The organism is Paeniglutamicibacter sp. NPDC012692 (genome assembly GCF_042901625.1).
In the GTDB taxonomy this organism is placed as follows: Bacteria; Actinomycetota; Actinomycetes; order Actinomycetales; family Micrococcaceae; genus Paeniglutamicibacter.
This window is the reverse complement of sequence record NZ_JBIBDE010000004.1, coordinates 216895-239525: the sequence shown is the minus strand read 5'-3', so window position 1 is coordinate 239525 and position 22631 is coordinate 216895. Positions and strand designations below refer to the sequence as shown.

Annotated in this window: 18 protein-coding genes; 6 read left to right on the top strand and 12 right to left on the bottom strand. The window is 64.2% G+C overall.

The window, feature by feature from the left end; translation table 11 throughout:
• Positions 1-8: 8 nt before the first annotated feature.
• The 3 genes from ACFY5D_RS15480 to ACFY5D_RS15470 all read right to left on the bottom strand — a co-directional run bounded on the left by ACFY5D_RS15480 (position 9) and on the right by ACFY5D_RS15470 (position 3888).
• Positions 9-1127 carry a BMP family protein gene (locus tag ACFY5D_RS15480; RefSeq protein ID WP_387531639.1) on the bottom strand — a complete coding sequence of 373 codons (1119 nt, stop codon included), beginning with the start codon at positions 1125-1127 and terminating at the stop codon, positions 9-11.
• Positions 1128-1356: 229 nt separating this feature from the next.
• Entirely contained in the window at positions 1357-2583 is a 1227-nt protein-coding gene (locus tag ACFY5D_RS15475; RefSeq protein ID WP_387531637.1) for an amidohydrolase, read from the bottom strand.
• Positions 2584-2775: 192 nt separating this feature from the next.
• Positions 2776-3888: a mannose-1-phosphate guanylyltransferase gene (locus ACFY5D_RS15470; protein ID WP_387531634.1), complete on the bottom strand. Its 1113-nt coding sequence runs from the start codon at positions 3886-3888 to the stop codon at positions 2776-2778.
• 251 nt (positions 3889-4139) lie between these two features.
• Here ACFY5D_RS15470 and sdhC point away from each other — a divergent pair, with 251 nt between their 5' ends.
• From sdhC to ACFY5D_RS15450, 4 genes are read left to right on the top strand one after another with little or no spacing between them, the layout of a single operon-like run.
• The gene (gene sdhC / locus ACFY5D_RS15465; RefSeq protein ID WP_387531631.1) at positions 4140-4535 is read left to right on the top strand and encodes a succinate dehydrogenase, cytochrome b556 subunit; all 396 of its coding nucleotides are present in this window, start codon (positions 4140-4142) and stop codon (positions 4533-4535) included.
• Between the two features lie 3 nt (positions 4536-4538).
• On the top strand, positions 4539-4985 hold the full coding sequence (locus tag ACFY5D_RS15460) for a succinate dehydrogenase hydrophobic membrane anchor subunit (RefSeq protein WP_387531628.1): 447 nt from the start codon (positions 4539-4541) through the stop codon (positions 4983-4985).
• A gap of 53 nt (positions 4986-5038) precedes the next feature.
• Positions 5039-6826, top strand: a complete 1788-nt coding sequence (gene sdhA, locus ACFY5D_RS15455; protein WP_387531625.1) for a succinate dehydrogenase flavoprotein subunit — start codon at positions 5039-5041, stop codon at positions 6824-6826.
• Positions 6826-7608, top strand: a complete 783-nt coding sequence (locus ACFY5D_RS15450) for a succinate dehydrogenase iron-sulfur subunit (protein ID WP_387531622.1) — start codon at positions 6826-6828, stop codon at positions 7606-7608. Before sdhA ends, ACFY5D_RS15450 begins: the two co-directional genes overlap by 1 nt.
• Positions 7609-7691: 83 nt before the next feature.
• Here the strand turns inward: ACFY5D_RS15450 and ACFY5D_RS15445 are convergent, their stop codons facing one another.
• From ACFY5D_RS15445 to ACFY5D_RS15420, 6 genes are all read right to left on the bottom strand, one after another.
• Complete coding sequence (locus tag ACFY5D_RS15445; protein WP_387531619.1) at positions 7692-8696, bottom strand: matrixin family metalloprotease; 1005 nt, start codon at positions 8694-8696, stop codon at positions 7692-7694.
• Between the two features lie 211 nt (positions 8697-8907).
• Positions 8908-10080 carry a YihY/virulence factor BrkB family protein gene (locus tag ACFY5D_RS15440; RefSeq protein WP_387531616.1) on the bottom strand — a complete coding sequence of 391 codons (1173 nt, stop codon included), beginning with the start codon at positions 10078-10080 and terminating at the stop codon, positions 8908-8910.
• The gene (locus ACFY5D_RS15435; RefSeq protein ID WP_387531613.1) at positions 10061-10618 is read right to left on the bottom strand and encodes a 2'-5' RNA ligase family protein; all 558 of its coding nucleotides are present in this window, start codon (positions 10616-10618) and stop codon (positions 10061-10063) included. The genes ACFY5D_RS15440 and ACFY5D_RS15435 overlap by 20 nt, the downstream gene beginning before the upstream one ends.
• A 2-nt stretch (positions 10619-10620) precedes the next feature.
• Positions 10621-11655: a tryptophan--tRNA ligase gene (gene trpS, locus ACFY5D_RS15430; RefSeq protein ID WP_387531610.1), complete on the bottom strand. Its 1035-nt coding sequence runs from the start codon at positions 11653-11655 to the stop codon at positions 10621-10623.
• Positions 11656-11670: 15 nt separating this feature from the next.
• On the bottom strand, positions 11671-12510 hold the full coding sequence (locus tag ACFY5D_RS15425; protein ID WP_387531608.1) for an exodeoxyribonuclease III: 840 nt from the start codon (positions 12508-12510) through the stop codon (positions 11671-11673).
• A gap of 71 nt (positions 12511-12581) precedes the next feature.
• Positions 12582-13103 carry a hypothetical protein gene (locus ACFY5D_RS15420; protein WP_387531605.1) on the bottom strand — a complete coding sequence of 174 codons (522 nt, stop codon included), beginning with the start codon at positions 13101-13103 and terminating at the stop codon, positions 12582-12584.
• A gap of 153 nt (positions 13104-13256) precedes the next feature.
• On the opposite strand from ACFY5D_RS15420, the gene ACFY5D_RS15415 reads away from it, so the two are divergent.
• A complete protein-coding gene (locus ACFY5D_RS15415; protein WP_387531602.1) occupies positions 13257-17903 on the top strand; it encodes a DUF4082 domain-containing protein in 4647 nt (1548 codons plus the stop codon).
• 532 nt (positions 17904-18435) lie between these two features.
• Here ACFY5D_RS15415 and ACFY5D_RS15410 read toward each other — a convergent pair.
• The 3 genes from ACFY5D_RS15410 to ACFY5D_RS15400 form a co-directional block, all read right to left on the bottom strand.
• Positions 18436-19452 (bottom strand): hypothetical protein, encoded by a 1017-nt coding sequence (locus ACFY5D_RS15410; protein ID WP_387531599.1) that lies wholly within the window; start codon positions 19450-19452, stop codon positions 18436-18438.
• Between the two features lie 4 nt (positions 19453-19456).
• Positions 19457-20182 carry a hypothetical protein gene (locus ACFY5D_RS15405; RefSeq protein WP_387531596.1) on the bottom strand — a complete coding sequence of 242 codons (726 nt, stop codon included), beginning with the start codon at positions 20180-20182 and terminating at the stop codon, positions 19457-19459.
• 164 nt (positions 20183-20346) lie between these two features.
• A complete protein-coding gene (locus ACFY5D_RS15400) occupies positions 20347-21192 on the bottom strand; it encodes a GAP family protein (protein ID WP_387531593.1) in 846 nt (281 codons plus the stop codon).
• A gap of 124 nt (positions 21193-21316) precedes the next feature.
• Here ACFY5D_RS15400 and ACFY5D_RS15395 point away from each other — a divergent pair, with 124 nt between their 5' ends.
• Positions 21317-22546 (top strand): sensor histidine kinase, encoded by a 1230-nt coding sequence (locus ACFY5D_RS15395; RefSeq protein ID WP_387531590.1) that lies wholly within the window; start codon positions 21317-21319, stop codon positions 22544-22546.
• The last annotated feature ends 85 nt before the right edge of the window (positions 22547-22631 follow it).

Below are 22631 nucleotides of genomic sequence, written 5' to 3'. Positions count from 1 at the left end.
TTGCTGTGTTACTTGCTCTTCGGGCTGGAAGGCGATTCGACCTTCACGGTGCCCGAGATGATGTCGGCCTTCAGCTGGTCGAGTTCGCTCTTGAGCTCGGCCGGGACCTTGGAATCGAAATCGTGGAACGGAGCGAGGGAGACGCCGCCGTTTTCCAGGGTTCCAACGTACGGGGTGGAGTCGAACTTGCCAGCGACATCCGAGGCGACAACGTCGTGTACCGACTTGCCCATTTCCTTGATGACCGAGGACAGGATGAACTCGTTGCCCGAGGCCAGGGAATCGAAGCCATCGGCGTCGACCCAGATGACCTTGACGGCCTTGCCGCCGGCGTTGAGTTCCTTGACGGCATCCATGGTGCCCAGGCCAACCGGGCCCGCAACCGGCATGATCACGTCGGCGCCTTCGTTGGCGAAGGTCAGGGTGGTGTTCTTGCCGGCACCCTGGTTCTCGAAGTCACCGGTGAAGGTGCCGTTCTGCTCGGCAACGTCCCAGCCCAGAACCTCAACGTTCTTGGACTTCTTCTTGTTGTAGTAGGCAACGCCATCGGCGTAGCCGTCCATGAAGATGGAGACGGTCGGGATGTTCATGCCGCCGTAGGTGGCAACCTTGCCGGTCTCGGACATGCCTGCGGCGAGGTAGCCGGCGAGGAAAGCGGCCTGGGCCGTGTCGTAGATGATCGGCTTGACGTTCTTGGCGTCGATGGCGTTGTCGTCAACGATCGCGAAGTGCTTCTCCGGGTTGGCTGCGGCGACCTTCTTGGTGTCGTCCGAGAGCAGGAAGCCGACGGTGACGGTGAGGTCACAGCCGCCCTTGACCATGGAGTTCAGGTTCGGCGCGAAGTCGGTTGCAGCCTTCGATTCGGCCTTCTTCACCTCGATGCCCAGATCGGTCTTCGCCTGCATCAGGCCCTCGTAGGAGGACTGGTTGAAGGAGCGGTCGTCGAATCCGCCGGAGTCGGAGACGATGCAGCCGGTGAAGTCCGATGCAGCGGCCGAGCCGCCGGCGCTCGGCGCTGCCGAACCTGACGGGGACGCTTCCGGCGCCGCGCCGCAGGCAGTCAAAACGAGTGCAGAAATGCCGACGATGGCCGCGGCCATCCCGGACTTGCGCTTGATGTTGCGCATGTAGGTTCCCTCCATTGGGTTACGAGCTACGTGTCACGATCCAGGAACGCAAAATTCTTGCGTTCCACGCGAAATCGTGTCTGTTGCATTGCCGCTAGGCACCGGGTGGTGAATCGCATCCGTCCCGCAACCCGGAAACGGGGTTTCGGAAACGACGATTTCACATCCACCTAGCCTAACGCCCAATGTGCCCCGTTCGAGACCCCAAATGTTACAAGCGCATAACACTCTAAGCGCTTGACGTTGCCCCTTCGCCCGACCCGTTCAGCTGGGCGATGGCCCTCACCGCGGCCGCGGCCATGACCGTGACACCGACCCCAATTGCCGATTCATCAGGGATGTAATCGCCGCGGTGCAGGTCGTAGGTTTCCCCTCCGGGGGTGCGCGTACCCAGCCGCATCATGGATCCGGGGACCTTGTTGGTCATCCAGGCGAAGTCCTCCCCGCCCATCGACTGCGGGGTCAGCACGATGGCGGCCGAGCCGATCTCGGCGCGGGCGGAATCCTCGATGAGGTCGGTTTCGTCCTCATTGTTGATCACCGGGGGAACGCCGCGGGTGTGCTCGAGCTTCACCTCGACGCCGTACGGGGCCGCCACCTGGCGAACGACCTCGTCCAGCAGGTCGCCGGCGCCCTCCCACGCCTCGCCGTCAAGGCAGCGCATGGTTCCGGCAAGGTAGCCGGTGGCCGGGATGGCGTTGGGGGCGCTGCCCGCGTGGATCTGTCCCCAGACCACCGAAACGGCGGAACGGACGTCGATGCGGCGGCCCAGCACGGCCGGGACGTTGATGGCGATCTGGCTCATCGCGAAGACCAGGTCCTCGGTCAGGTGCGGGCGCGAGGTGTGCCCGCCGCGGCCGGTGAGCTCGATCTTGATGGTGTCGCTGGCGCTGGTGATCGCGCCGATGCGCGTGCCGATCTTGCCCGCGTCGATGCGCGGTTCGCAGTGCAGGGCCAGGATGCGCGGCACGTCGTCGAGCACGCCGGCCTCGATGACGGAGAGCGCACCGCCCGGCATCTTTTCCTCGGCGGGCTGGAAGATCACGCGGATGCGGCCGTTGAGCTTGCCCTCGTCGTCCATGGACTTGAGCACCTTGGCGACGCCCAGCATCACCGTGGTGTGGATGTCGTGGCCGCAGGAGTGCGCCACCCCGTTGACGACCGAGGCGTACTCGAGCCCGGTCTCCTCGAGGATCGGAAGGGCGTCGATGTCGGCCCGCAGGGCCAGCGCGATCGGGCCGGTTCCGATGTCGACGAAGGCACCGGTGTCCTCCAGCGCGACGGGCTCCAGGCCCACGGCACGCAGCTGGGCGAGAATGCGCTCGGTGGTCTTGTATTCCACGAACGAAAGCTCCGGGTTGGCGTGCAATTCGCGGCGGAAGTCCACCAGCTCGCCAAGAAGCGGGGCCACCCAGGGCTTCACCGAGGGAATCTGCAGGTTTTGATCGATACTCATGCGCACAAGAACGACAATACTGGCTGGGGTCTGCAGCGCCCCGCTTTGAGTGCAAATATTGCGGTTTCGTGTTGGGTTAACGCGTGTTGAGGTGCTCGGTTGCCCCGCCCGGGGCATGGCCGGGTGTCCGGGAAAACGGACTGGACCCCGGCAATGCCGAGGTCCAGTCCTGCGTGCGTTGGCGATCCCGGGTTAGAGGACGTCCATGACGCCGTTCTTCTTAAGGGTGTCGACGGTGTTCTTCACGGACTGCGCGTGTTCCTTGGTTGTCACCAGCAGCGCGTCGGGGGTGTCCACGACAACCACGTCGTGGATGCCGATGAGCGCGATCACGCGCTTGGAATCGGTGACCACCACGCCGGTGGCGTTGTCCGAATAGACGCGCTTGACGTCCCCGATCACCGTCACGCCGGTTTCCTCGCTGGCAGGGTTCAGGCGGCCGATCGCGGCGAAGTCCCCCACGTCGTCCCAGTCGAAGACGCCCGGGATGACCGCGACGTCGCCGGCCGCGGCGGCGGGCTCGGCAACCGCATAGTCGATCGCGGTCTTGGGCAGGTTGGGCCAGATGCGGTCCATGGTCTCGTCGCGGGCCGGGGTTTCCCAGGCCGCCGCGATTTCCATCAGGCCCGCATGCAACTCGGGCTCGCTGCGTTCGAGGTGCTCAAGCATGAGCGCCACCGGCGCCACGAACATGCCCGCGTTCCAGAGGTATCCCCCGTCGGCAAGGTACCGGCGGGCGGTGTCCTCGTCGGGCTTCTCGACGAACTCGACAACGTCGCGGGCAGTCGGCGCTCCGGAAACCTCCAGGCGTTCGCCGGCACGGATGTAGCCGAAGGCGGTCGAGGGAAGCGTCGGACGGATGCCGATGGTGACGATCTTGCCCGTGGCGGCCGTGTGGATGGCCTCGAGCACCGCCTCCTGGAACACCTCGACCGGGCCGATGACCTGGTCCGCGGCGAAGGAACCCATGATGGTTTCGGGGTCGCGCCGGTACAGGATCGCGGCGGCCAGTCCGATGGCTGCGGCCGAGTCCTTGGGCTCCGGTTCAAGGACGAGGTCAAGGTCGCTCACTTCGGGGAGCTGGGCGATCACCGCGGTGCGGTGGGCTCGGCCGGTGACGACCATGATGTTCCCGCCGGCGAGCGGGATCAGCCGCTCGTAGGTGGCGCGGATCAGCGTGGATCCGGACCCTGTAAGGTCGTGGAGAAATTTGGGGGCTGCGGCACGCGATAGCGGCCACAGTCGTGTTCCGACCCCACCTGCCGGAATCACACCGTGGAATCGAGCCAAGAGTTCAGCGTTCATCCGACTAACGGTAGTTGATTAAGGCTGGGAATGCGCTGATAGGCCCGCCAGGAATACGGCACCAAAACCTATTCTAATTCGCGCAATTTCGCGGGCATTTGTCAATGTATCACCGTGATCGGTGAGCCTACTCACACAACAATGGGAAACAATGGGCACGCCAGCCCTAGGTGGTCTAAGATCGGGCAAGGAACGCTCGCACTCCGGCGTCAATTTTTTGTGTGGAAGATACACATGCGCCATTGCGAGTCATGGAGGTTAATTCAGTGTCGAAGACTTCGTCAGGCACCCTCTACCGCGGCCGCGAAGGCATGTGGTCTTGGGTGGGGCATCGCATTACAGGTGTCGTTATTTTCTTATTCCTGCTGGTACACGTGCTGGACACGTCTCTGGTCCGGGTTGCCCCGGGCGCGTATGACGCTGTCATGGCCACGTACAAGAACCCGCTCATGGCCCTGGGTGAAACCGCCCTTGTCGCCGCCATCGTCTTCCACGCTTTCAACGGCTTGCGCCTGATCCTGGTGGACTTCTGGAAGCAGGGAACCAAGTACCAGCGTCAGATGCTCTGGGGCGTTTTGGCCCTGTGGATCATCACCATGTTGGCATTCTCCATTCGCCACCTGTCCATCGCCTTTGGAGGTCACTAATCCATGTCGACACAAATTGCTGCCCCGCGCAGCCAGCGTCTTGACCCGAAGTACTCCCGCGCCAACAAGTCGCGCGGCAGCTTCGAAATGGTTGCCTGGCTCTTCATGCGCCTTTCCGGCGTGGCCCTTGTCGTTTTGATCTTCGGCCACCTCTTCACCAACCTGATGGTCGGCGACGGCATCAGCGCCATCGACTTCGGCTTCGTGGCCGGCAAGTGGGCCGACCCGGTATGGCAGTTCTGGGATCTTGCCATGCTCTGGCTCGCAATGCTCCACGGCACCAACGGCGTGCGCACCATCATCAACGACTACGCCGAGAAGCCGGCCACCCGCGTGTGGCTCAAGGGCATCCTCTACGTGGCCACCATCATCATCGTCATTCTCGGCACCCTGGTGATCTTCACCTTCGATCCTTGCATCGCCGGTTCCGAAATCCTGGCTTGCAAGTAACCTTCGGCACTCGTTCGCTGAAGTAAAGAATTCAAGAAAAGAGAGCATCAGGTATGCAGGTACATAAGTACGACGTCGTGATCGTCGGAGCGGGCGGCGCAGGCATGCGCGCAGCCATCGAATCCGGCCAGCGCGCACGTACGGCCGTTCTCACCAAGCTTTACCCAACCCGTTCGCACACCGGTGCGGCGCAGGGTGGCATGTGTGCAGCACTGGCCAACGTAGAAGAAGACAACTGGGAATGGCACACCTTTGACACCATCAAGGGTGGCGACTACCTGGTTGACCAGGACGCTGCGGAGATCATGGCGAAGGAAGCCATTGACGCAGTGCTCGACCTGGAAAAGATGGGCCTGCCGTTCAACCGCACGCCCGAAGGCAAGATCGACCAGCGTCGCTTCGGCGGCCACACCCGCGACCACGGCAAGGCTGCCGTTCGCCGCGCCTGCTACGCAGCGGACCGCACCGGTCACATGATCCTGCAGACCCTCTACCAAAACTGCGTCAAGCACAACGTTGAGTTCTACAACGAGTACTACGTGCTGGACCTGCTGCTGGTTGAAGAGGACGCATTCCGCGAAGACGGAACCGCCTACAAGCAGAAGCGCGTTGCCGGCGTCGTGTCCTACGACCTGGCCACCGGCGAACTGCACGTCTTCCAGGCCAAGTCCGTGATCTTCGCCTCCGGCGGAGCCGGCAAGGTCTTCAAGACCACCTCCAACGCCCACACCCTCACCGGTGACGGCATGGGCATTGCCTTCCGCAATGGCATCCCGCTGGAAGACATGGAGTTCTTCCAGTTCCACCCGACCGGCCTGGCCGGCCTGGGCATCCTCCTCACCGAGGGTGCACGTGGCGAAGGCGCCATCCTGCGCAACTCGGACGGCGAACGCTTCATGGAGCGCTACGCACCGACCATCAAGGACTTGGCACCGCGTGACATCGTCGCCCGCGCCATGGCCAACGAGGTTCGCGAAGGCCGCGGTTGCGGTCCAAACAAGGACTACGTCCTCTTGGACCTGACCCACCTGGAGCCGGCCCACATCGAAGCCAAGCTTCCGGACATCACCGAGTTCGCCCGCACCTACCTGGGTGTCGAGCCGTTCACCGATCCGGTTCCGGTTTACCCGACGGCGCACTACGCCATGGGTGGCATCCCGACCAACATCGACACCGAGGTCCTCCAGGACAACGACACCGTCATCCCGGGTCTCTTCGCCGCCGGCGAAGTTGCCTGTGTTTCGGTCCACGGCTCCAACCGCCTCGGCACCAACTCGCTGCTGGACATCAACGTCTTCGGCAAGCGCGCAGGCATCTCGGCCGCCAAGTACGCACTGGGCGCCGAGTTCGTGGATCTTCCGGAAAACCCGGAGAAGTTCACCACCACGCAGATCGAATCCATGCTCTCCTCCACCGGAACCGAGCGCGTGGCCCCGATCCGCAAGCAGCTGCAGGACATCATGGACGCCAACGTCCAGGTGTTCCGTGACAAGAAGTCGCTCACCGAGGCCCTCGTGGTCATCGAAGAGCTGCGCGAACGCTACAAGAGCGTTTCGGTCCAGGACAAGGGCAAGCGCTTCAACCTCGACCTGCTCGAGGCCATTGAGCTTGGCTTCCTGTTGGACATGGCAGAGGTCATGACCGCTGCGGCCCTGTACCGCAAGGAATCCCGCGGCGGACACTACCGCGAGGACTACCCGGATCGCGACGACGAGAACTTCATGAAGCACTCCATGTGCTACAAGGATGAGGCTGCCGCCACCGAGGGCATTGAAGGTATCCGCATGGAAACCAAGCCCGTTGTCTTTACCCGTTACCAGCCGATGGAGCGTAAGTACTAATGAGCACGGAACTTCCGGAACCAGCATCGAAGATTGAGCTGAAGCCCGGTGTTGGTGGCGGCGGAGAAATCCCGCAGTTCAACATCACCCTGCGCGTTCGCCGGTACCTGCCGGAGACCGGCGCCGAGGCCTACTGGGAAGACTTTGAGCTGACCATGTACGGCACCGACCGCGTGCTGGATGCCCTGCACAAGGTCAAGTGGGACATCGACGGATCGCTCTCGTTCCGCCGCTCCTGCGCCCACGGCATTTGCGGTTCCGATGCCATGCGCATCAACGGCCGCAACCGCCTGGCCTGCAAGACCCTGCTCAAGGACCTGGACCACTCCAAGCCGATCACCGTTGAAGCCATCAAGGGCCTGCCCCTTGAAAAGGACCTCATCGTCGACATGGAGCCGTTCTTCCAGTCCTACCGCGAGATCATGCCGTTCCTGGTCAACAAGGGCCACGAGCCATCGGCCGAGCGCTACCAGTCCGCCGAGGAACACGCGAAGTTCGAGGACACCACCAAGTGCATCCTCTGCGCCGCCTGCACCTCCTCCTGCCCGGTCTTCTGGACCGACGGCCAGTACTTCGGCCCGGCAGCAATCGTGAACGCACACCGCTTCATCTTCGACTCGCGCGACGATGCAGGCGACATGCGTTTGGAGATCCTGAACGACAAGGAAGGCGTGTGGCGTTGCCGCACCACCTTCAACTGCTCCGAAGCATGCCCGCGTGGCATCCAGGTAACCAAGGCAATCGCCGAGGTCAAGCAGGCAATCCTGTCGCGCTCCATCTAGTTTTCAACTAGGTTTGGCCACCGCGGTCCGGTTCCCCTCGGGGAGCCGGACCGCGGTTGTTTAACCCGGAGGTCCTTGCTTGGCTACAACTGCGGAACGCATGCACCGGTGCCAAGCACCGCCAACCCAGCAAGGTCCCCCGGTGCGAAGCTCGTCCGGTAGCTGGGGCCCTCGAACATGAGCTGGTTCGGATCCTCCACGTGGTCAAGCCCCAGCACGTGCCCGAATTCGTGCATGATGACGGCCCGGACATGCTCCGGCCCCTGCGAATGGAGCATCATCGCGGCCACGTCGGGTCCGTCGAGATTGACCTGGCCGGCAACGAAGACCAGGGGTGTGCCCCTGGCCGAAACGTACGAGCTGCCGCCCAGCCCGGCGACGTCCCCCGCCAGCGCCGGGATCTCGGCCGGCGACGACCACGTGACAAGCACGGGCACCCAACGTTTGCCGTAGCGCTCGGGCTGGTACTGGGTACGCTGGCCCGAGGGCCCCTCGGAGGTGGTGCCGTCGTAAATGAATTGGAGGCCGCTGGCCGCGGACACGGCCTGTACCGCCTCGTGGACCAGCCTTTCGGCGTTCGCAGGTGCACCATCCGGACGGATGACGTAGTGGATCGGCCGGCAGGGATCGTAGGCCACGAATTTCTGCTTCTTGTCCGGCGATGGATGCAACCGGTACGCCGTGGAATCCTGCGCGGCCGGCGGGGTGCCCAATGGTTCTGCGGATGCCTCCACGCCGCGGGGCGGAACATCGGACCATGGCAGGTACGACTGCACCAGCGGCATGACGTGGTTTTCCAGGACCATTGTGGATGCGTAGAGCGCCGCCACGATCGCCGTCCCCACAACAAAGTTCCGCCTCGCACCCGGACGGATCCATGCCGCGGCGACCCTCCGGCTCCGATGCTTCTTGCCCGGCGCGGCGGGCCCCGTGGAAACGGGATACTGCCGGCGCAGGGCCTCCTCGACGGCCCACTGCGGGATCCTGCCCGACGCGGAACGCGGGACAGGCAGGTGCCCGCGGGCGCCCTCGACGCCCGGTCCGTGTGCGTTCCCGTGGTTCGAATGATCGCTGGTCTGCTCTGGCATGCAACCCCCAAGGTGCCGACAGCCGGTCCCCCAAGGACCGGTTTTTCGCAGTCTAGCCGAGTTCCGGGTGCTTGGGCAGTGGAATCCCGAAGCCCGTGCGCCCCTGGTTCCGCGGGACCGGTGGCCCCGCCCGCACACTCGGCAAGCCGCACTCGGGGAGGTTCTGCGGCGACCGCCGGCACCCCGCTCCGGGCCCCTCCCCGGATCCTGCCTAGATCACGGTTTTCGCGCGCTCGCGCTTGAGGTCCGCGGCGCGCACCCCGACCAGGGCCGCCGCGATCAGATACACCTGGCTGAGCAGGTTGAACCAGACAAAGAGGCCCAGGATCACCGCAAAGGGCGCCAGCAGGACGTTGTTGGTCAGCGAGGCCAGAAGCATGGCCGAGAAGAAACGCAGCGTCGTGGCTCCGGCACCCGCCAGCATCACGGCGGGCCAGAGGGCGCCCCGGATCATGACGACCCGGGATGCGACACGCAGCAAGACCCAGGCCGTGGCGCAATCCAGCGCGAACATCGCCACCACAAAGCCGATCTTGGTCAGCGCGTTGGTCCACAGGCTGCCGAGGTGAAGCAGGTCGGCCAGCGAATCGATCATTGACGAACTCGCAATGGCCAGCACGCTGGAAGCCACCAGGGCCACGGCCAGCACCATCAGCAGCAACGCATCGCGCAGCTTGGAGACCACGGGGTTGGACCTGTCCCGGTTCAACCCCAGGATGATGCGTATGCCCTCGCGGAGCCCGGCCAGCCACCCCAGGGAGGTGAAGACCAAGGCGGCAAGCGAAATGACAAGGGTCAGCCCGAAGCCGCCCAGCCCCAGGAGGTCCTCGGGCTTGGCCAACCCGCCGTTGCCCGTGTCGATCAGGCCCGGCGTGCTGGCGGCCACCATCTCGATGATGCCGTCACGCAGAACAGGGTTGTCGCTTGCCACCATGCCGAGCACGGCAAAGCCCGCAACCAGCATCGCGGCGATCGAGAAGAACATCCGGTAGGCTCCCCCGGCGGCCAGCAGCGGCCCGCGGCGGCGCACGTACAGGTTCCAGACGCGCATGGGGTAGAGCGAGTAGAACCAGGCCGTGAGCATCTTGAAGAATGCCGCAATGCGCTGGAACGGCGATCCGACGGCGCGCGCGGCATAGAGTTCCTGGGCCTTGAGCCGGGTGAAGGACGCCAGCGCACGCGGATCCAGCGGGCTGGGCGGCGGGACTGGCGGGGCGCCGACGTACCGGCGGGCCGCGACGCCGGGGGCCCTGGTGCCCTTTTCGGGGATCTCGGGGTCGGCTTCCAGCGGATCGGGCACGGGGTCCTGCATGCGGGGATCGTCGGCGTCGGGCGCCGTGATCATCCGCAGGATCTTCTCCCGGTTACTTTCCCAGTCCGCCAAGTTCCAGTTCCTCCCGCAGCGACCACTGCCCGGCTTCGTCGATGCCGAAGAGGCCAATGGAGGAAACCGTGAAGCCCATCGATTCGTCGCGCAGGTCATCCTGCGCCGAATCCATGAGCGCGTCGTCGACCTCGTGGGCGATGGTCAAGTGGGGGTGGTAGGCATGGGCCAGGTCGTGTCCCAGCGGGCCCCGGAGCAGGGATTCGTGCAGGGCGGTGCAGGCTTCGGTCCCCTCGCGCACGTTCAGGAACACGACGGGGGCCACGGGCCGGAAGGTCCCGGTGCCGTGCAGGCGGACCTCGAACGGCGCGGCCAGCGCGGCGATGGTGCGCACGTGCGCGGCGGCGGCGTCCCAATCCGTCGTCGAACCCGAGACCAGGGTGATGTGCGGTTCCACCAGCGAGGCGGCCTCGCCCCCGTAGGTGCGCCGCCATTCGCGCAGGGATTCGCGGAGCGGGGAAGGAATTTCGATCACGACACCCAGCGCCGTGGATTCCACGCCGCTTGTGTCCGTCCCCTCCCCCGCTCCGATGGCCATGGCTAGGAGATCCCGCCCACGGGCGCCATGAAGCCAACGCGCTCGTACACGTCGGCCAGCGTCTTGGAGGCAACCTCGCGCGCCTTGAGCGCACCCTTGGCCAGGATCGAGTCCAGTTCCGCAGGATCCTCGAGCAGTTCGAGGGTCCGCGCGCGCACCGGCGCCAGGGCCTCGACCACGGCATCGGCGACGGCGACCTTCAGGTGGCCGTACATCTTTCCGTCGAACTCGCTGACCAGCGTTGGGATGGGGGTCCCGGTGACGGTGGAGAGGATTTCCAGCAGGTTGGTGACGCCCGGCTTGTTCGCGCGGTCGTGCGCGATCACGGTGTCAGCGTCCGTCACGGCCGACTTGATGCGCTTGGCGACGGTCTTGGCGTCGTCCAGCACGTTGATCAGGCCGTTGGGGCTGGAGGCCGACTTGGACATCTTGGAGGTCGGGTTCTGCAGGTCGTAGATGCGAGCACCCTCCTTCTTGATCATGGCCTCCGGGACGACGAACGTCTCTCCGAAGCGGTGGTTGAAGCGGGTGGCCAGGTCGCGGGCCAGCTCCACGTGCTGGCGCTGGTCGTCGCCCACCGGGACGCCCTGCGGCTGGTAGAGCAGGATGTCCGCGGCCATCAGGATGGGGTAGGTGAACAGGCCCACCGAGGACGCCTCGGCGCCGCCCTTGGAGCTCTTGTCCTTGAACTGGGTCATCCGGCTGGCCTCGCCAAAGCCGGTGATGCAGTTCAGCACCCAGGCAAGCTGTGCGTGCTCGGGGACCTGGGACTGGACGAACAGCGTTGACCTGTCCAGGTCGATGCCGCCGGCAATGTACTGGGCGGCGGTGACCCGGGTGCGGTTGCGCAGGTCGGCCGGGTCCTGCGGCACGGTGATCGCGTGCATGTCAGGGATGAAGAAGAACGAATCGTAGTCGTCCTGGGCTTGGACCCAGTTGACCAGGGCGCCCAGGTAGTTGCCCAGGTGCAGGGAGTCCGCCGAGGGCTGCATGCCCGAAAGCACGCGGGGGCGGGTGGTGGCGAGGGTTTCGCTCATGAGTTGCAAAGTCCTTTAGAACTGGTAGTCGACGACCAACGGTGCGTGGTCGGAGAAGCGCACGTCGTAGCTGGATGCGCGGTCAACGACTGATTTGGTCGCGAGGGAGGCAAGTTCCGGGGTGGCCATGTGGTAATCGATGCGCCATCCGGTGTCGTTGACGAAGGCCTGCCCCCGCCACGACCACCAGGTGAAGGGGCCGTCGACCTCGCCGGCCAGCTCGCGTGCAACGTCCTTGTAGCCGATCTCCTCGCCGAAGAAGCGGTCGAAGTAGGCACGTTCCTCGGGCAGGAAGCCCGAACGCTTCACGTTGCCCTTCCAGTTCTTGATGTCCAGCGTCTTGTGGCCGACGTTCAGGTCGCCGACGACCAGCACGTGGTCCTTCTCGGCCTTCAGAGCCGGCAGGTGCTCGATCATGCGGTCCAGGAAGCGGAACTTGTCCACCTGCTTGGGGGTGTCGACCTCGCCGGAGTGCACGTAGGCGCTGACGATCGTCAGGACCTTGCCGTCGGAGAGCTCGAAGTCCGCCTCGACCCAGCGGCCGGTGGTCTCGAAGTACTCGTCGCCGATGTGGTTGCGCGTGGCGATCGGCTCGGCGCGCGAAAGCACGGCGACACCCGCGCGGCCCTTGTCCTGGGCCTCGGCGTGCAGGATGTGCCAGCCGTCGCCGATGAGTTCGCGCAGGATCGCGTCCGGTGCGCGGACCTCCTGGAGGCACAATACATCGAGGTCACGAGCTGCGATCCAGTCGGCCATGTTGCGCTTGTATGCTGCGCGGATGCCATTGACGTTCACCGAGGCAACACGCAATGCGCCGTCGGACTTGGTCAGGATCTCTTCTGCGGTAGGTATCACGCAATCCACCTTACAGATAGTTGGTGTGGGGTTGTCGGGGGCACGGCCGGGGTGTCGCCCCGGAACACGTGTTAGTCGATGACCTCGCCGGTCATCGGCTCGCCGTTGTTGGCGGGCTTCATCATGTCGCGGGCGTTGGACGCGGTGATCTCGATGGTTTCGAGGGCGCGGTCGACCATGCCCGCGGCTTCCTCGCCGGCCTGGCCACGGTAGTCGTTCACGACCTTGGTCTGGACCTGGATGATCTTGAAGGAGTGGTCAAGCTTCAGGTCGCGGTTGCGGGTGCCTTCGTCGATGACCACGGGCGCCGGCTGGGAACCGTTTCCGCGGGAGGCTGCGGCGGCCGTAGCGGCCTTGAGCTGGTCGGACATCTTCTTGGCGCCGCGCTTGAGTCCGAAGACCAGGAATGCAGAGAGCAAAAGCCAGCCGAGGGAGATCACCACGACAAACCAGCCGATGACGTCGTTCTGGTTCGCGGCAAAGACAACCGCCACCAGGAAGACGGTGACCATGACTGCCAGGGAAAGGGTGGAGGCGTTGATGGTGATTTTCTTGCCCTGCGCTGGGGCCGAGCTGCTACCGAGGGGTTCCATGCATCCATTCTCTCAAACCCGTAGCGGCCGGATCTAATCCGAGTATGAATTACGCTTGTTAGCTTAATTGCTAAAACCCTAGATTGAACCCGATTACGTGTTGTTGGGGCCGTGTGTGCGGGTGACCGCACCTTCACAGTTTTGGGGAAACGCATGAAACACTCGTCGGGGTCGTCACGCAATGTAAGCAAGGGCTTTTCGCGCCCGGGGCACGGGCTTGGGGCCCGGCCGGACGCATACTCGCATTCCCGACGATGGTGGGCGCTGGTGTGTTCGCTGGCGATGGTGGCGGTGACGCTCACCGCCCCGAGTTCGGTTGCCGCGGATCCCTGCGCGCCCGGGGCCAACAAGATCGTCTGCGAAAACAGCAAGCCCGGCACGGACCCCTCCGAATGGGACATCCAGGGTGCGGGTGATGCCAGCATCCAGGGCTTCGCCACGGACATCAGCGTCAACGTGGGCCAGAAGATCGATTTCAAGATCGACACCAGTGCCCGCGCCTACACCATCGACATCTACCGCACGGGCTGGTACCAGGGCCTCGGCGCCCGGAAGGTGGCCTCGGTGTCGCCAAGTGCGACGCTCCCCCAAACCCAACCCGCCTGCCGCAACGACGTGGCCACCGAACTTGTCGACTGCGGCAACTGGGGTGTTTCGGCGAGTTGGAACGTACCTGCGGACGCCGTGTCCGGCGTGTACGTGGCCAAGCTCTATCGGGCAGACAGAGACGATTCGAGCCACATCACCTTTATCGTCCGCGACGATTCCAGCCATTCGGACGTCTTGTTCCAGACGTCCGATCCCACGTGGCATGCGTACAACACGTACGGCGGATCGGATTTCTACCAGGGTGCAGCCAACGGCCGCGCGTACAAGCTCAGCTACAACCGCCCCTTCAACACCCGCGGCGGCATCGAGGCCCGTGACTTCTACTTCGGCAACGAGTACCCCCTGGTGCGTTTCATGGAGCGCAACGGCTACGACGTGAGCTACTTCAGCGGAGTCGATTCCGATCGCCGCGGCAACCTGCTGACAAACCACAAGGTGGCATTGTCTGTCGGACACGACGAGTACTGGTCGGGAAACCAATGGAAGAACTTTGAAAAAGCCCGCGATGCGGGCGTGAACCTGCAGTTCCTGTCCGGCAACGAGGCCTACTGGCGAACTCGCTACGAGGCTTCCACCACGGACGGAACCGCATACCGCACCATGGTCAGCTACAAGGAAACCTGGGCCAACGCCAAGATCGATCCCAGCAGCGAATGGACCGGGACGACCCGCGATCCGCGTTTTGCCTCCGTCGGCGCCGGTGCAGGGCTCCCCGAGAACTCGCTCACCGGAACGCTCTACATGGTCAACAACGGCGATCTTCCAGTGACCGTCAGTTCCCAGGAGGGGAAGAGCCGTTTGTGGCGCAACACCCCGCTGACCAGTTTGGCCGCCGGCACCACCAGGGCACTCGCCCCGCACACCGTGGGTTATGAATCCGACGAAGCGCTGGACAACGGATTCCGGCCGGCGGGCCAGATCTTCCTGTCCACCACGACGGGCGCGGTTCCCGAGTACCTGCAGGACTTCGGCAATACCGTCGCCCCCGGCAACACCAAGCACCACCTGAGCTTGTACAAGGCGGCCAGTGGAGCCCTGGTGTTCTCCGCAGGAACGATCCAATGGACCTGGGGCCTTGACCAAACCCACGACGGCGACGGCGCCGCGGCCGACCCCATCATGCAGCAGGCACAAGTGAACCTGTTCGCGGACATGGATGCCCAACCTGCAACACTCATGAGCGGACTCGTCCCGGCCACGAAGTCTGCCGACACCACCGCTCCAAGCATCAACATTTCAACTCCGCCGCCGGCTTCCCCGAAGAACGGCAAGAAATACACCATCACCGGAACAGCTGTCGATGCGGGCGGCGGAGTCGTGGCGGGCGTGGAATACTCCACCGATGCCGGCGCCCACTGGCGTCCCGCCCAAGGCACCACAAGCTGGACCTTCAGCTACGTGCAGCAGGGCATGGGCACCTCGTCGCTCCTGGTGAGAGCCATTGACGACAGCGCCAACTACCCGTCCACCGCGACGGTTGTCCCGCTGAACGTCGCCGGGTCCTACAGCGTATTCGGCGAAAACACGCCGGCCACCGCGGATTCGGGCGACGGATCCGCAGTGGAGTTGGGGCTCAGGTTCACCCCGTCCGCCAACGGTTTCATTACCGGTGTTCGTTTCTACAAGAGCGCTGCCAACACCGGCACCCATAACGGCTCGTTGTGGTCAAAGAACGGACAGAAGCTGGCAACCGTGACCTTCGCCGGTGAGACGGCAAGCGGCTGGCAGGAAGCGAAATTCAGCACTCCGGTGGAGGTGGCTTCGGGCACCGAATACGTGGTTTCCTACTCGACGTCCAAGGGACACTACGCCGCGCAGAGCTACGCCTGGGCCTACTCAGGCATTGCTGCCGACCCGCTGCGCGTTGCCGGTGGATTCGGTTCCGACCCGGCCGGCGTCTACGACACCAACGGGAACATGCCAACCAGCAGTTTTGAGCAGGGCAACTACTACGTGGACGCGCTCTTTGAAAGCCAAGACTCTTCGGCTCTCAACGCCTACGGCCAGGCGCCGCTCAACACGGCGACCAGCGTTCCCCTGAACACAGCGGTTTCTGCCTCGCTGTCCAAGCCGGTGACGGCCTCCAGTGTCCAGATCACGCTCAAGACCCAGGCCGGCGCTTCGATCGCCGGTACAACCAACTACGTCGATACCACCCGCAAGGCCACGTTCACCCCTGCGGCATCGCTGGCGAGCGGAACAAGCTACACCGCAAAGATCGACGCCACCGATGCGCTCGGCAACCCCATCGCATCGGGATCAACGTGGTCATTCACCACCGCCAAGCCCGACGCAGTTCCGGGTGCATGTCCATGCAGCCTGTATCAGGATTCGACGTTGCCAACCATCGACCTGGTTGACGATGCCACTGACCTGACCGTGGGAATGCGATTTGCAGTCAAGGAAGCCGGCACGGTCGATGGCGTCAAGTTCTACAAGGCGGCCGGCAACAACGGATCACACACGGGGAAGCTTTTCTCCTCGACCGGCACCCTGCTGGCATCTGTCACGTTTGCCAACGAAAGCGCATCCGGATGGCAGTACGCAAAGTTCAGTTCGCCCGTGACCATCGCCGCAAACACCGAGTACACGGTTGCCTACACGACACCCGGTACCTACTCGACCACACCCGGCGGACTTGGCGACGGGCAGAGCGTCGGACCCATCAACACATACTTCAATTCGGGCTCCTATACATATTCCTTGGGATTCCCGACCAACAACACCAGCAGCAGCTACCTGGTGGATATTTCATTCACTCCAAGTGCCGCCACGGCCATCGTTCTCACTTCCCGCACGCCGGCATCCGGCGCAGCGGATGTGAGCACATCGACGACCGTCAGCGCATCGTTCAGCCAACCGCTGGCATCCGGAACCACCTTCACATTGAAGGACGGTGCGACACCTGTTGCCGGCACTGTCAGCACGTCGACTGACGCGAAGACGCTGACGTTTGCGCCGACGGATGCGCTGCCGGCGGGAAAGCCCCTCACAGCAGAGATAAAGGGCATCCGCTCGACACAGGGCGCGGCATTGGCCGACCAGTCCTGGACGTTCAGCACTTTGCGGCTGGACGGGGCCGCTTCAACGTTCCTCGGGAACAGCGTTCCCAGTTCCTTGGACCCATCCGATACTGCCTCGGTTGAGCTTGGGTTGCGTTTGAAGACGACCAAGGACATCGACGTTTCGGCCATCCGCTTCTACAAGGGAAGCCTCAACACCGGCACGCACACGGGATCGCTCTGGAGTGAAACCGGCACGTTGCTGGGCACCGTCACCTTCACCAATGAAAGCGCCACAGGTTGGCAGACGGCTACCCTGGCTGCTCCGATCCGTATCAATGCCAACACGACCTTCATCGTTTCGTATCTGGCGCCGAATGGTGGCTACGGATTCACTTCGGGTGATTTCGCCAGCACACGCACCGTCGGCTCGCTCAGCACGGTGGGCAGCAACGGCTTGTTTGTCTACGGATCAGGAAACGTGGCTCCCTCGAATACCTGGGGAAACACCAACTACTTCGTGGACATGGTCTTCAGCGAAGCAACGACGGATCCGACGCCTACCCCTACTCCGACGCCAACGCCAACGCCGACACCAACGCCGACACCCACACCCACACCCACACCCACACCCACACCCACACCAACCCCTACACCGACACCGACTCCAACACCAACCCCTACACCGACACCGACACCGACACCGACACCAACTCCAACGCCGACCCCAACGAACCTCTTCGGCTCCACTCTGCCGCTGCTCGCGGACTCGTTGGATGGCAGGCCGGTTGAAGTCGGGCTCCGGTTCAGCACCACGGTGCCGATCAAGGCCGTGGGTGTGAGGTTCTACAAGGGAACAGCCAACACGGGAACCCACAAGGGAACCATCTGGAACTCCTCGGGGACGGCAATTGGGACCGTGACATTCACCGGCGAAACGACCCGCGGGTGGCAAAGCATGAACTTCGCGACCCCATTGAATCTGCCAGCCGGCACGTACACGGTTTCCTACCTGGCACCCAAGGGACACGTTTCCACCACGTCATTGTTCTTCCTCACGCCGTTTACCGACGGGGTGGTCACCGCATCCACGAGCAACGGCCGCTACAGGTACGGTTCGGGCGGCACCATGCCGACTTCGACGATGCTGAACACCAACTACTTTGTGGACCTGATTTACACAAAATAGTTGGCGGCCGACAAGGTAGGCCGCCGCACGCGGTTCAATCGCACAAGGCGTTGAACCGCTAGTGAAGATTCACGAGAACTGGCGGTCGTTGCAGCTCCCGAAGGTCTGGGAGTTGCAACGACCGCCAGTTCTTTTTGTCCCGACGCCATGCTCAGCAAAAGCCCCTGTTCCCGCTTCGGCCGAGCTCGGTGGGAAGCCATCGCATTGTTCATGACTCGTAAGCCGGCGGCGCTGTCTCCATGCCAGTCAGCTTGTTGGCCTCCATGAGCCCATGGCCGTGTTTCGAGATGGGGACCGGGGCGGCGAGGACTGCCAACCGTTCACGGTCGCATGCAACCGTGCCATCGCTCACCGGCGCCTGCATCCGCCGGGGGCCGCTTGGCCTTCCCAGGCGTCGGTCCGAGGAATCCGACGCTTCACCATCGGCAGGCAGTCGAGCGCGACACGACACGTCGAATTCACATCGGTGATGGTCAAGAAGCCCCACCGGAAAATCGGCGGCAGGGCTGCGCAATTTCGAGGCTGAAGTGGGTCAGCGCTGAACAGATGGTGACCACGCGTGTTCGATGAACAGCTGCGGGGACGCTCCGGCTTCAAGTTTCATGGAGAAGACGTCGGCATCGCCCGGGTTGTCGGTGCGGGGCTGGCCGAAGAGCAGGGTCGAGGAATCCAGCCATTCCAGCTGGTCGTCAAAACCCGATTCCAGCGGGTAGATCTGTTCGGTACCCTTGGCAAGATCAAGCACTGCGATATCCCAGTGCGCGGGCTTCGAATCGTCGCGGCGCTTCTTGTAGGCGACCTGCTTGCCGTTGGGTGAAATGGACGGGCATTCGGCGTTCTCGCCCACGGCAACCATCGTCCGGCCCGCCAGCGACCCACGCATGAGCCAGGTTTGCTTTCCCGAAGCCGCCGTCGCATAGAACGTGTTGCCGTCCTTGTCGAAGGTGACTCCCCAGACGTTCCGGTCTTCTGCCGTGAGCACCTGGTCGCCGATCTTGATCGTGAAGTCCTGCAAGTTTCCATAGTCCTTGCCACCGGGAGTCGCAATGGTGGTCCGAGTGGAGAAGCCGACTTGTTCGTACGATTCCCCGGTGATGAATGCAGTCACGCCGACCATTCCGGTGGGCGAGACCCGGGTCCTGCTGGGTTCTCCCGGGAGCGCATCGACGGCAAGCCGCTGGCCACCGACGCCGTAGGCGGCGGATCCATAGCTGGTGTTCATGCCCCGGGTCACGCTGAGGCAGGAAAGCATTCCGCCGGTGCGGTACACCCGGTCGCAGGACAGGCCGGTGGTCGTTCGTTGCCCGCGAGGGCCATCCAGCGGCACCCATGCCACCTTGCCGTAATCCGCAGTGGCCCGGGTGTCCCTGAACACCACCGCATCGAGCAGAGGTATTTGCGCGATCCCGGCGGGGTTCTCTTGCGCCGCGGCGGCGGGTTCCTGGTTGCGCTGGGCGAACCCCACAAAAGAGTTCACGGCCAAGACCACGGCTGCGAGAACTGCCGTCAGCACCAAGACAGCCAGGACAATGGGCTGTTTGCGCTTCACCACGTTATTCTCCAACGACGAAGCTGCCGAAGACCGCCACGAACGTCGCACCCGTTGCGGCAGTGCGAACCGTGGCAACTACGGTGTCCTTGCCGTAGCCGATGGTGATGTTCGAGGCTCCGTCAGCCGCGGTGCCACGGGTGGCAAGCCATCCCTGCTTGGCGGACGCGGATTCGTAGAAGGCCAAGACCTTTTCGGGGCTCATGCTGGTCCGGTAATTCGCCGCCGCCTGGACGTTGCGTTTCTGGGTGCCCACGGAGGAATCAACGATGTGCGCACCTTCGGGGATCGGCAATGCGCTGGTGGGGAAGCCCGGAGTGAGCTTGCCGTTGGCGGTGCCTTCCTTGGGTGCCTTCCCCAAAATGGCCGGAGCGCGCTCCACGGATTTGGGCAGGGTGGCGACGCTTGCCTTGGGACTGGCGGGCACCTCGAGCCGTGGCTTTTCGATGGCCGAGGCCGAGGGGCCGCCCGCCGAGGGCTTGTCCGTTTTGGTTGGCGCTGCGGCGGAGCCGTCGGCGGCAGTCGAAGACGACGGCAATGCTCCGGGGTCCGGCGAAACTCCGTCGGCAGCGTTCGCCTCGTTGGCCGCAGGGCCTTGGCTCGCAGCAGCAACGCCGTCGGCCGCCGACACCGGTGACGGCGAGCGCGCGGCGAGGTTGAAGGCGACGGTCGCGCCCACCATGAATACGATGACGCCCAGCGCCCAGAGCAACAGCTTTTTGTTCAGCACTTTATCCCCCAGATCAGCCGCAGATGTTCTGCCACGGCCCCCATGCCTGACGATCACTGGGTTCAGCGTACAACCTGGCTTTGCGGCAGACCATGCTTTCGGGAAAGTGGGGGCCCACCGGGAGGGAATACTGTCGGCATCCGTTTCAAACCGGCGGCAGGCGCCTACGTGAAGGGGTTCCAGCCGGCATCGGGGAAGAGAAAAACCAGTGAGGAGCGCACCATGAGGAATCCAACGATTCCGACGACCCAGGCCAGCGACTCCCCCGAGACTCTTGCCAGCCAGCGGGACGTGGCCTCGAAGATGTGCTGCATCCGCGCCCCCGCGACTGCGCGCAGGCCGATGACCGCCAGCCCCGGGACGATCATGACCAGGCAGTAGGCAACCAGCAGGCCGATCTGGGTCGGAACGGGGTGGCCGCTTTCCGTCAGCAAGCCGATGGCCCCGAGATACGGCAGCATCGTCGGCAGTTCCAGCAGCCCCGCACTGAGCCCAAGCACGACGACGCCCCACCGAGTCGACAGCGCCCGATCGATGCGGCCATACCAACGACCCTCGGCCGGATCCGTGCGACCGGGATCATGGGCAACGACTGCGGGGTGGGAGGTCTCCCCGGCGGCCGGTGCCGAACCGTTGAGCGGCGCCGCCCCGGGCACCGTGGCTCTGGTCGAACCCGTGCCTGCCATGTCGGGTTTGGCCGGCTTGTACAGCAGCGCCCAAGCGAGCATGCCGGCTCCCGCGACCAGTGCCGCCCAGCGAAGGGCCGGCGCATTGAACAGGTCGCCGGCGACCGCCTCCTTGAGCCGGGAGGCTCCACCGAGGATGAACAAGCCCACCAGCAAGTAGAACGTCGCCACGACGCCGAGGTAAAGAACTGCGGCCGAAAGGTTTCTGCGCCCCGTGCTGCGCAGCACCAACCACAGCGGGATCACCAGGGTGCCGATGCTTGTCGCATCGATGAGTGCAAGCAGGCCGAGGGTGAGCAGCAGGCCGGTGGTTCCAAGCATCATGTAGCCAGAATCCCGCACCATGCACGAGGGCGCGTCGGGCATTGGTCGCATGCGGCGTCATACCTTTGGAGGACACCGGTGTGCCGCCCTTGGTTTAAGCGTGGCAAGGCAGCACGATAAAGGGGTGTTAGCCACCACCTTCTTGCGCTCGACCGGCCGGTCGACGCCCTGGGGAAGAATCCGCCTGGAGGACCTGACCCCGGCGCTGAGCTATGCAGGGCTCACCTGGCTGCTGCATGCGCTGGCCCTGGCCGGTTCCAACACCTGGGGGTTGCGCGACTACGCCCAGTGGTGGCCGGTGCCGTTGGCCATCGGATGCCTGGCGATTTTCCTGCGGCGGCTCAACGTTCCGGTCTTCTCGGCGATCATTGCGGTCTCGGGCATTGCACTCCTGTTGCTCGGGAGCACCGGCGGATTCTTCCTGATCTTCGAGGCGGTTTTCACCCTGGTCCTGCTGGCCGGCCCCCGGCTCTCGCGCATCGCCGAACACGGCGCGCTGGTGCTGACCGGCCTGCTGGTGGTGGTGATGTACTTTGTCACGGGGTCCGCCGCCATCAGCGTGACGATCGGCCTGGTGGTGGGCATGACGCTGCTGATGCCCGCCGAGTGGGCCGGGAACGTCCGCAAGGCCCGCGACCTGGCGGCGAGCGAGGCGCAAACAGCCGCGGCTGTTGCCGAGGCCGCTGCCGAGCGCGCCAAGGCCCAGGCCGCCGAACACGACATGGCCCTGGCTGCGGAGCGCACCATGATGGCACGGGAGGTCCACGACGTGCTCTCGGCACGGCTTGCGGCCATCGCCCTGCATAGCGGTGCGGCGCTGAATGCACCCCAAGACGAGGCGCTCAACGCCCGGGCCATGGCGGAGATCCGGGTGCAAAGCGTGAAGGGGATCGAGGAGCTCAACACCATGATCCGGATGCTGCACCGCGGGGCGCCGCTGGCCCCCGTCGGAACGCTGGCCGACGTGCCGTCACTCATCGAGACCTTTACCGGGACCGGGCTGCGCGTGAGGTACCGCAACGAGCTCGCGGACGCCGGATCGGGGCTGGCGGCCACGCTGCAGGCCGCACTATACCGGGCCGTCAACGAATCGCTGATCAACTTCTCCAAGCACGCGCCGCACGGTGAACTGGAACTGGACTTGGCTGCCAGCGACGGGTCGGTGCGGTTCACCGCGGCAAACCCCCTGGCCCACGATACCGGGAACGAACCAGCCGCACAGCACTCCACCGGAACCGGCACGGGGTTGAGAAGCATGCACGCACGCAGCAGCGAGCTGGGCGGCTTCTTCAGGGCGGAGGCCATCGGCGGCCGCTTCACCCTGAACATGCTTCTGCCGCTGGGTGAGCGGTAAACCCGCTTGGTGAAAACCTTGCCCGGGTGATCCCCGGAAGCGGGTGCCAGATAACCACAGCATCGCGGCAAGACCGTCGATTCCC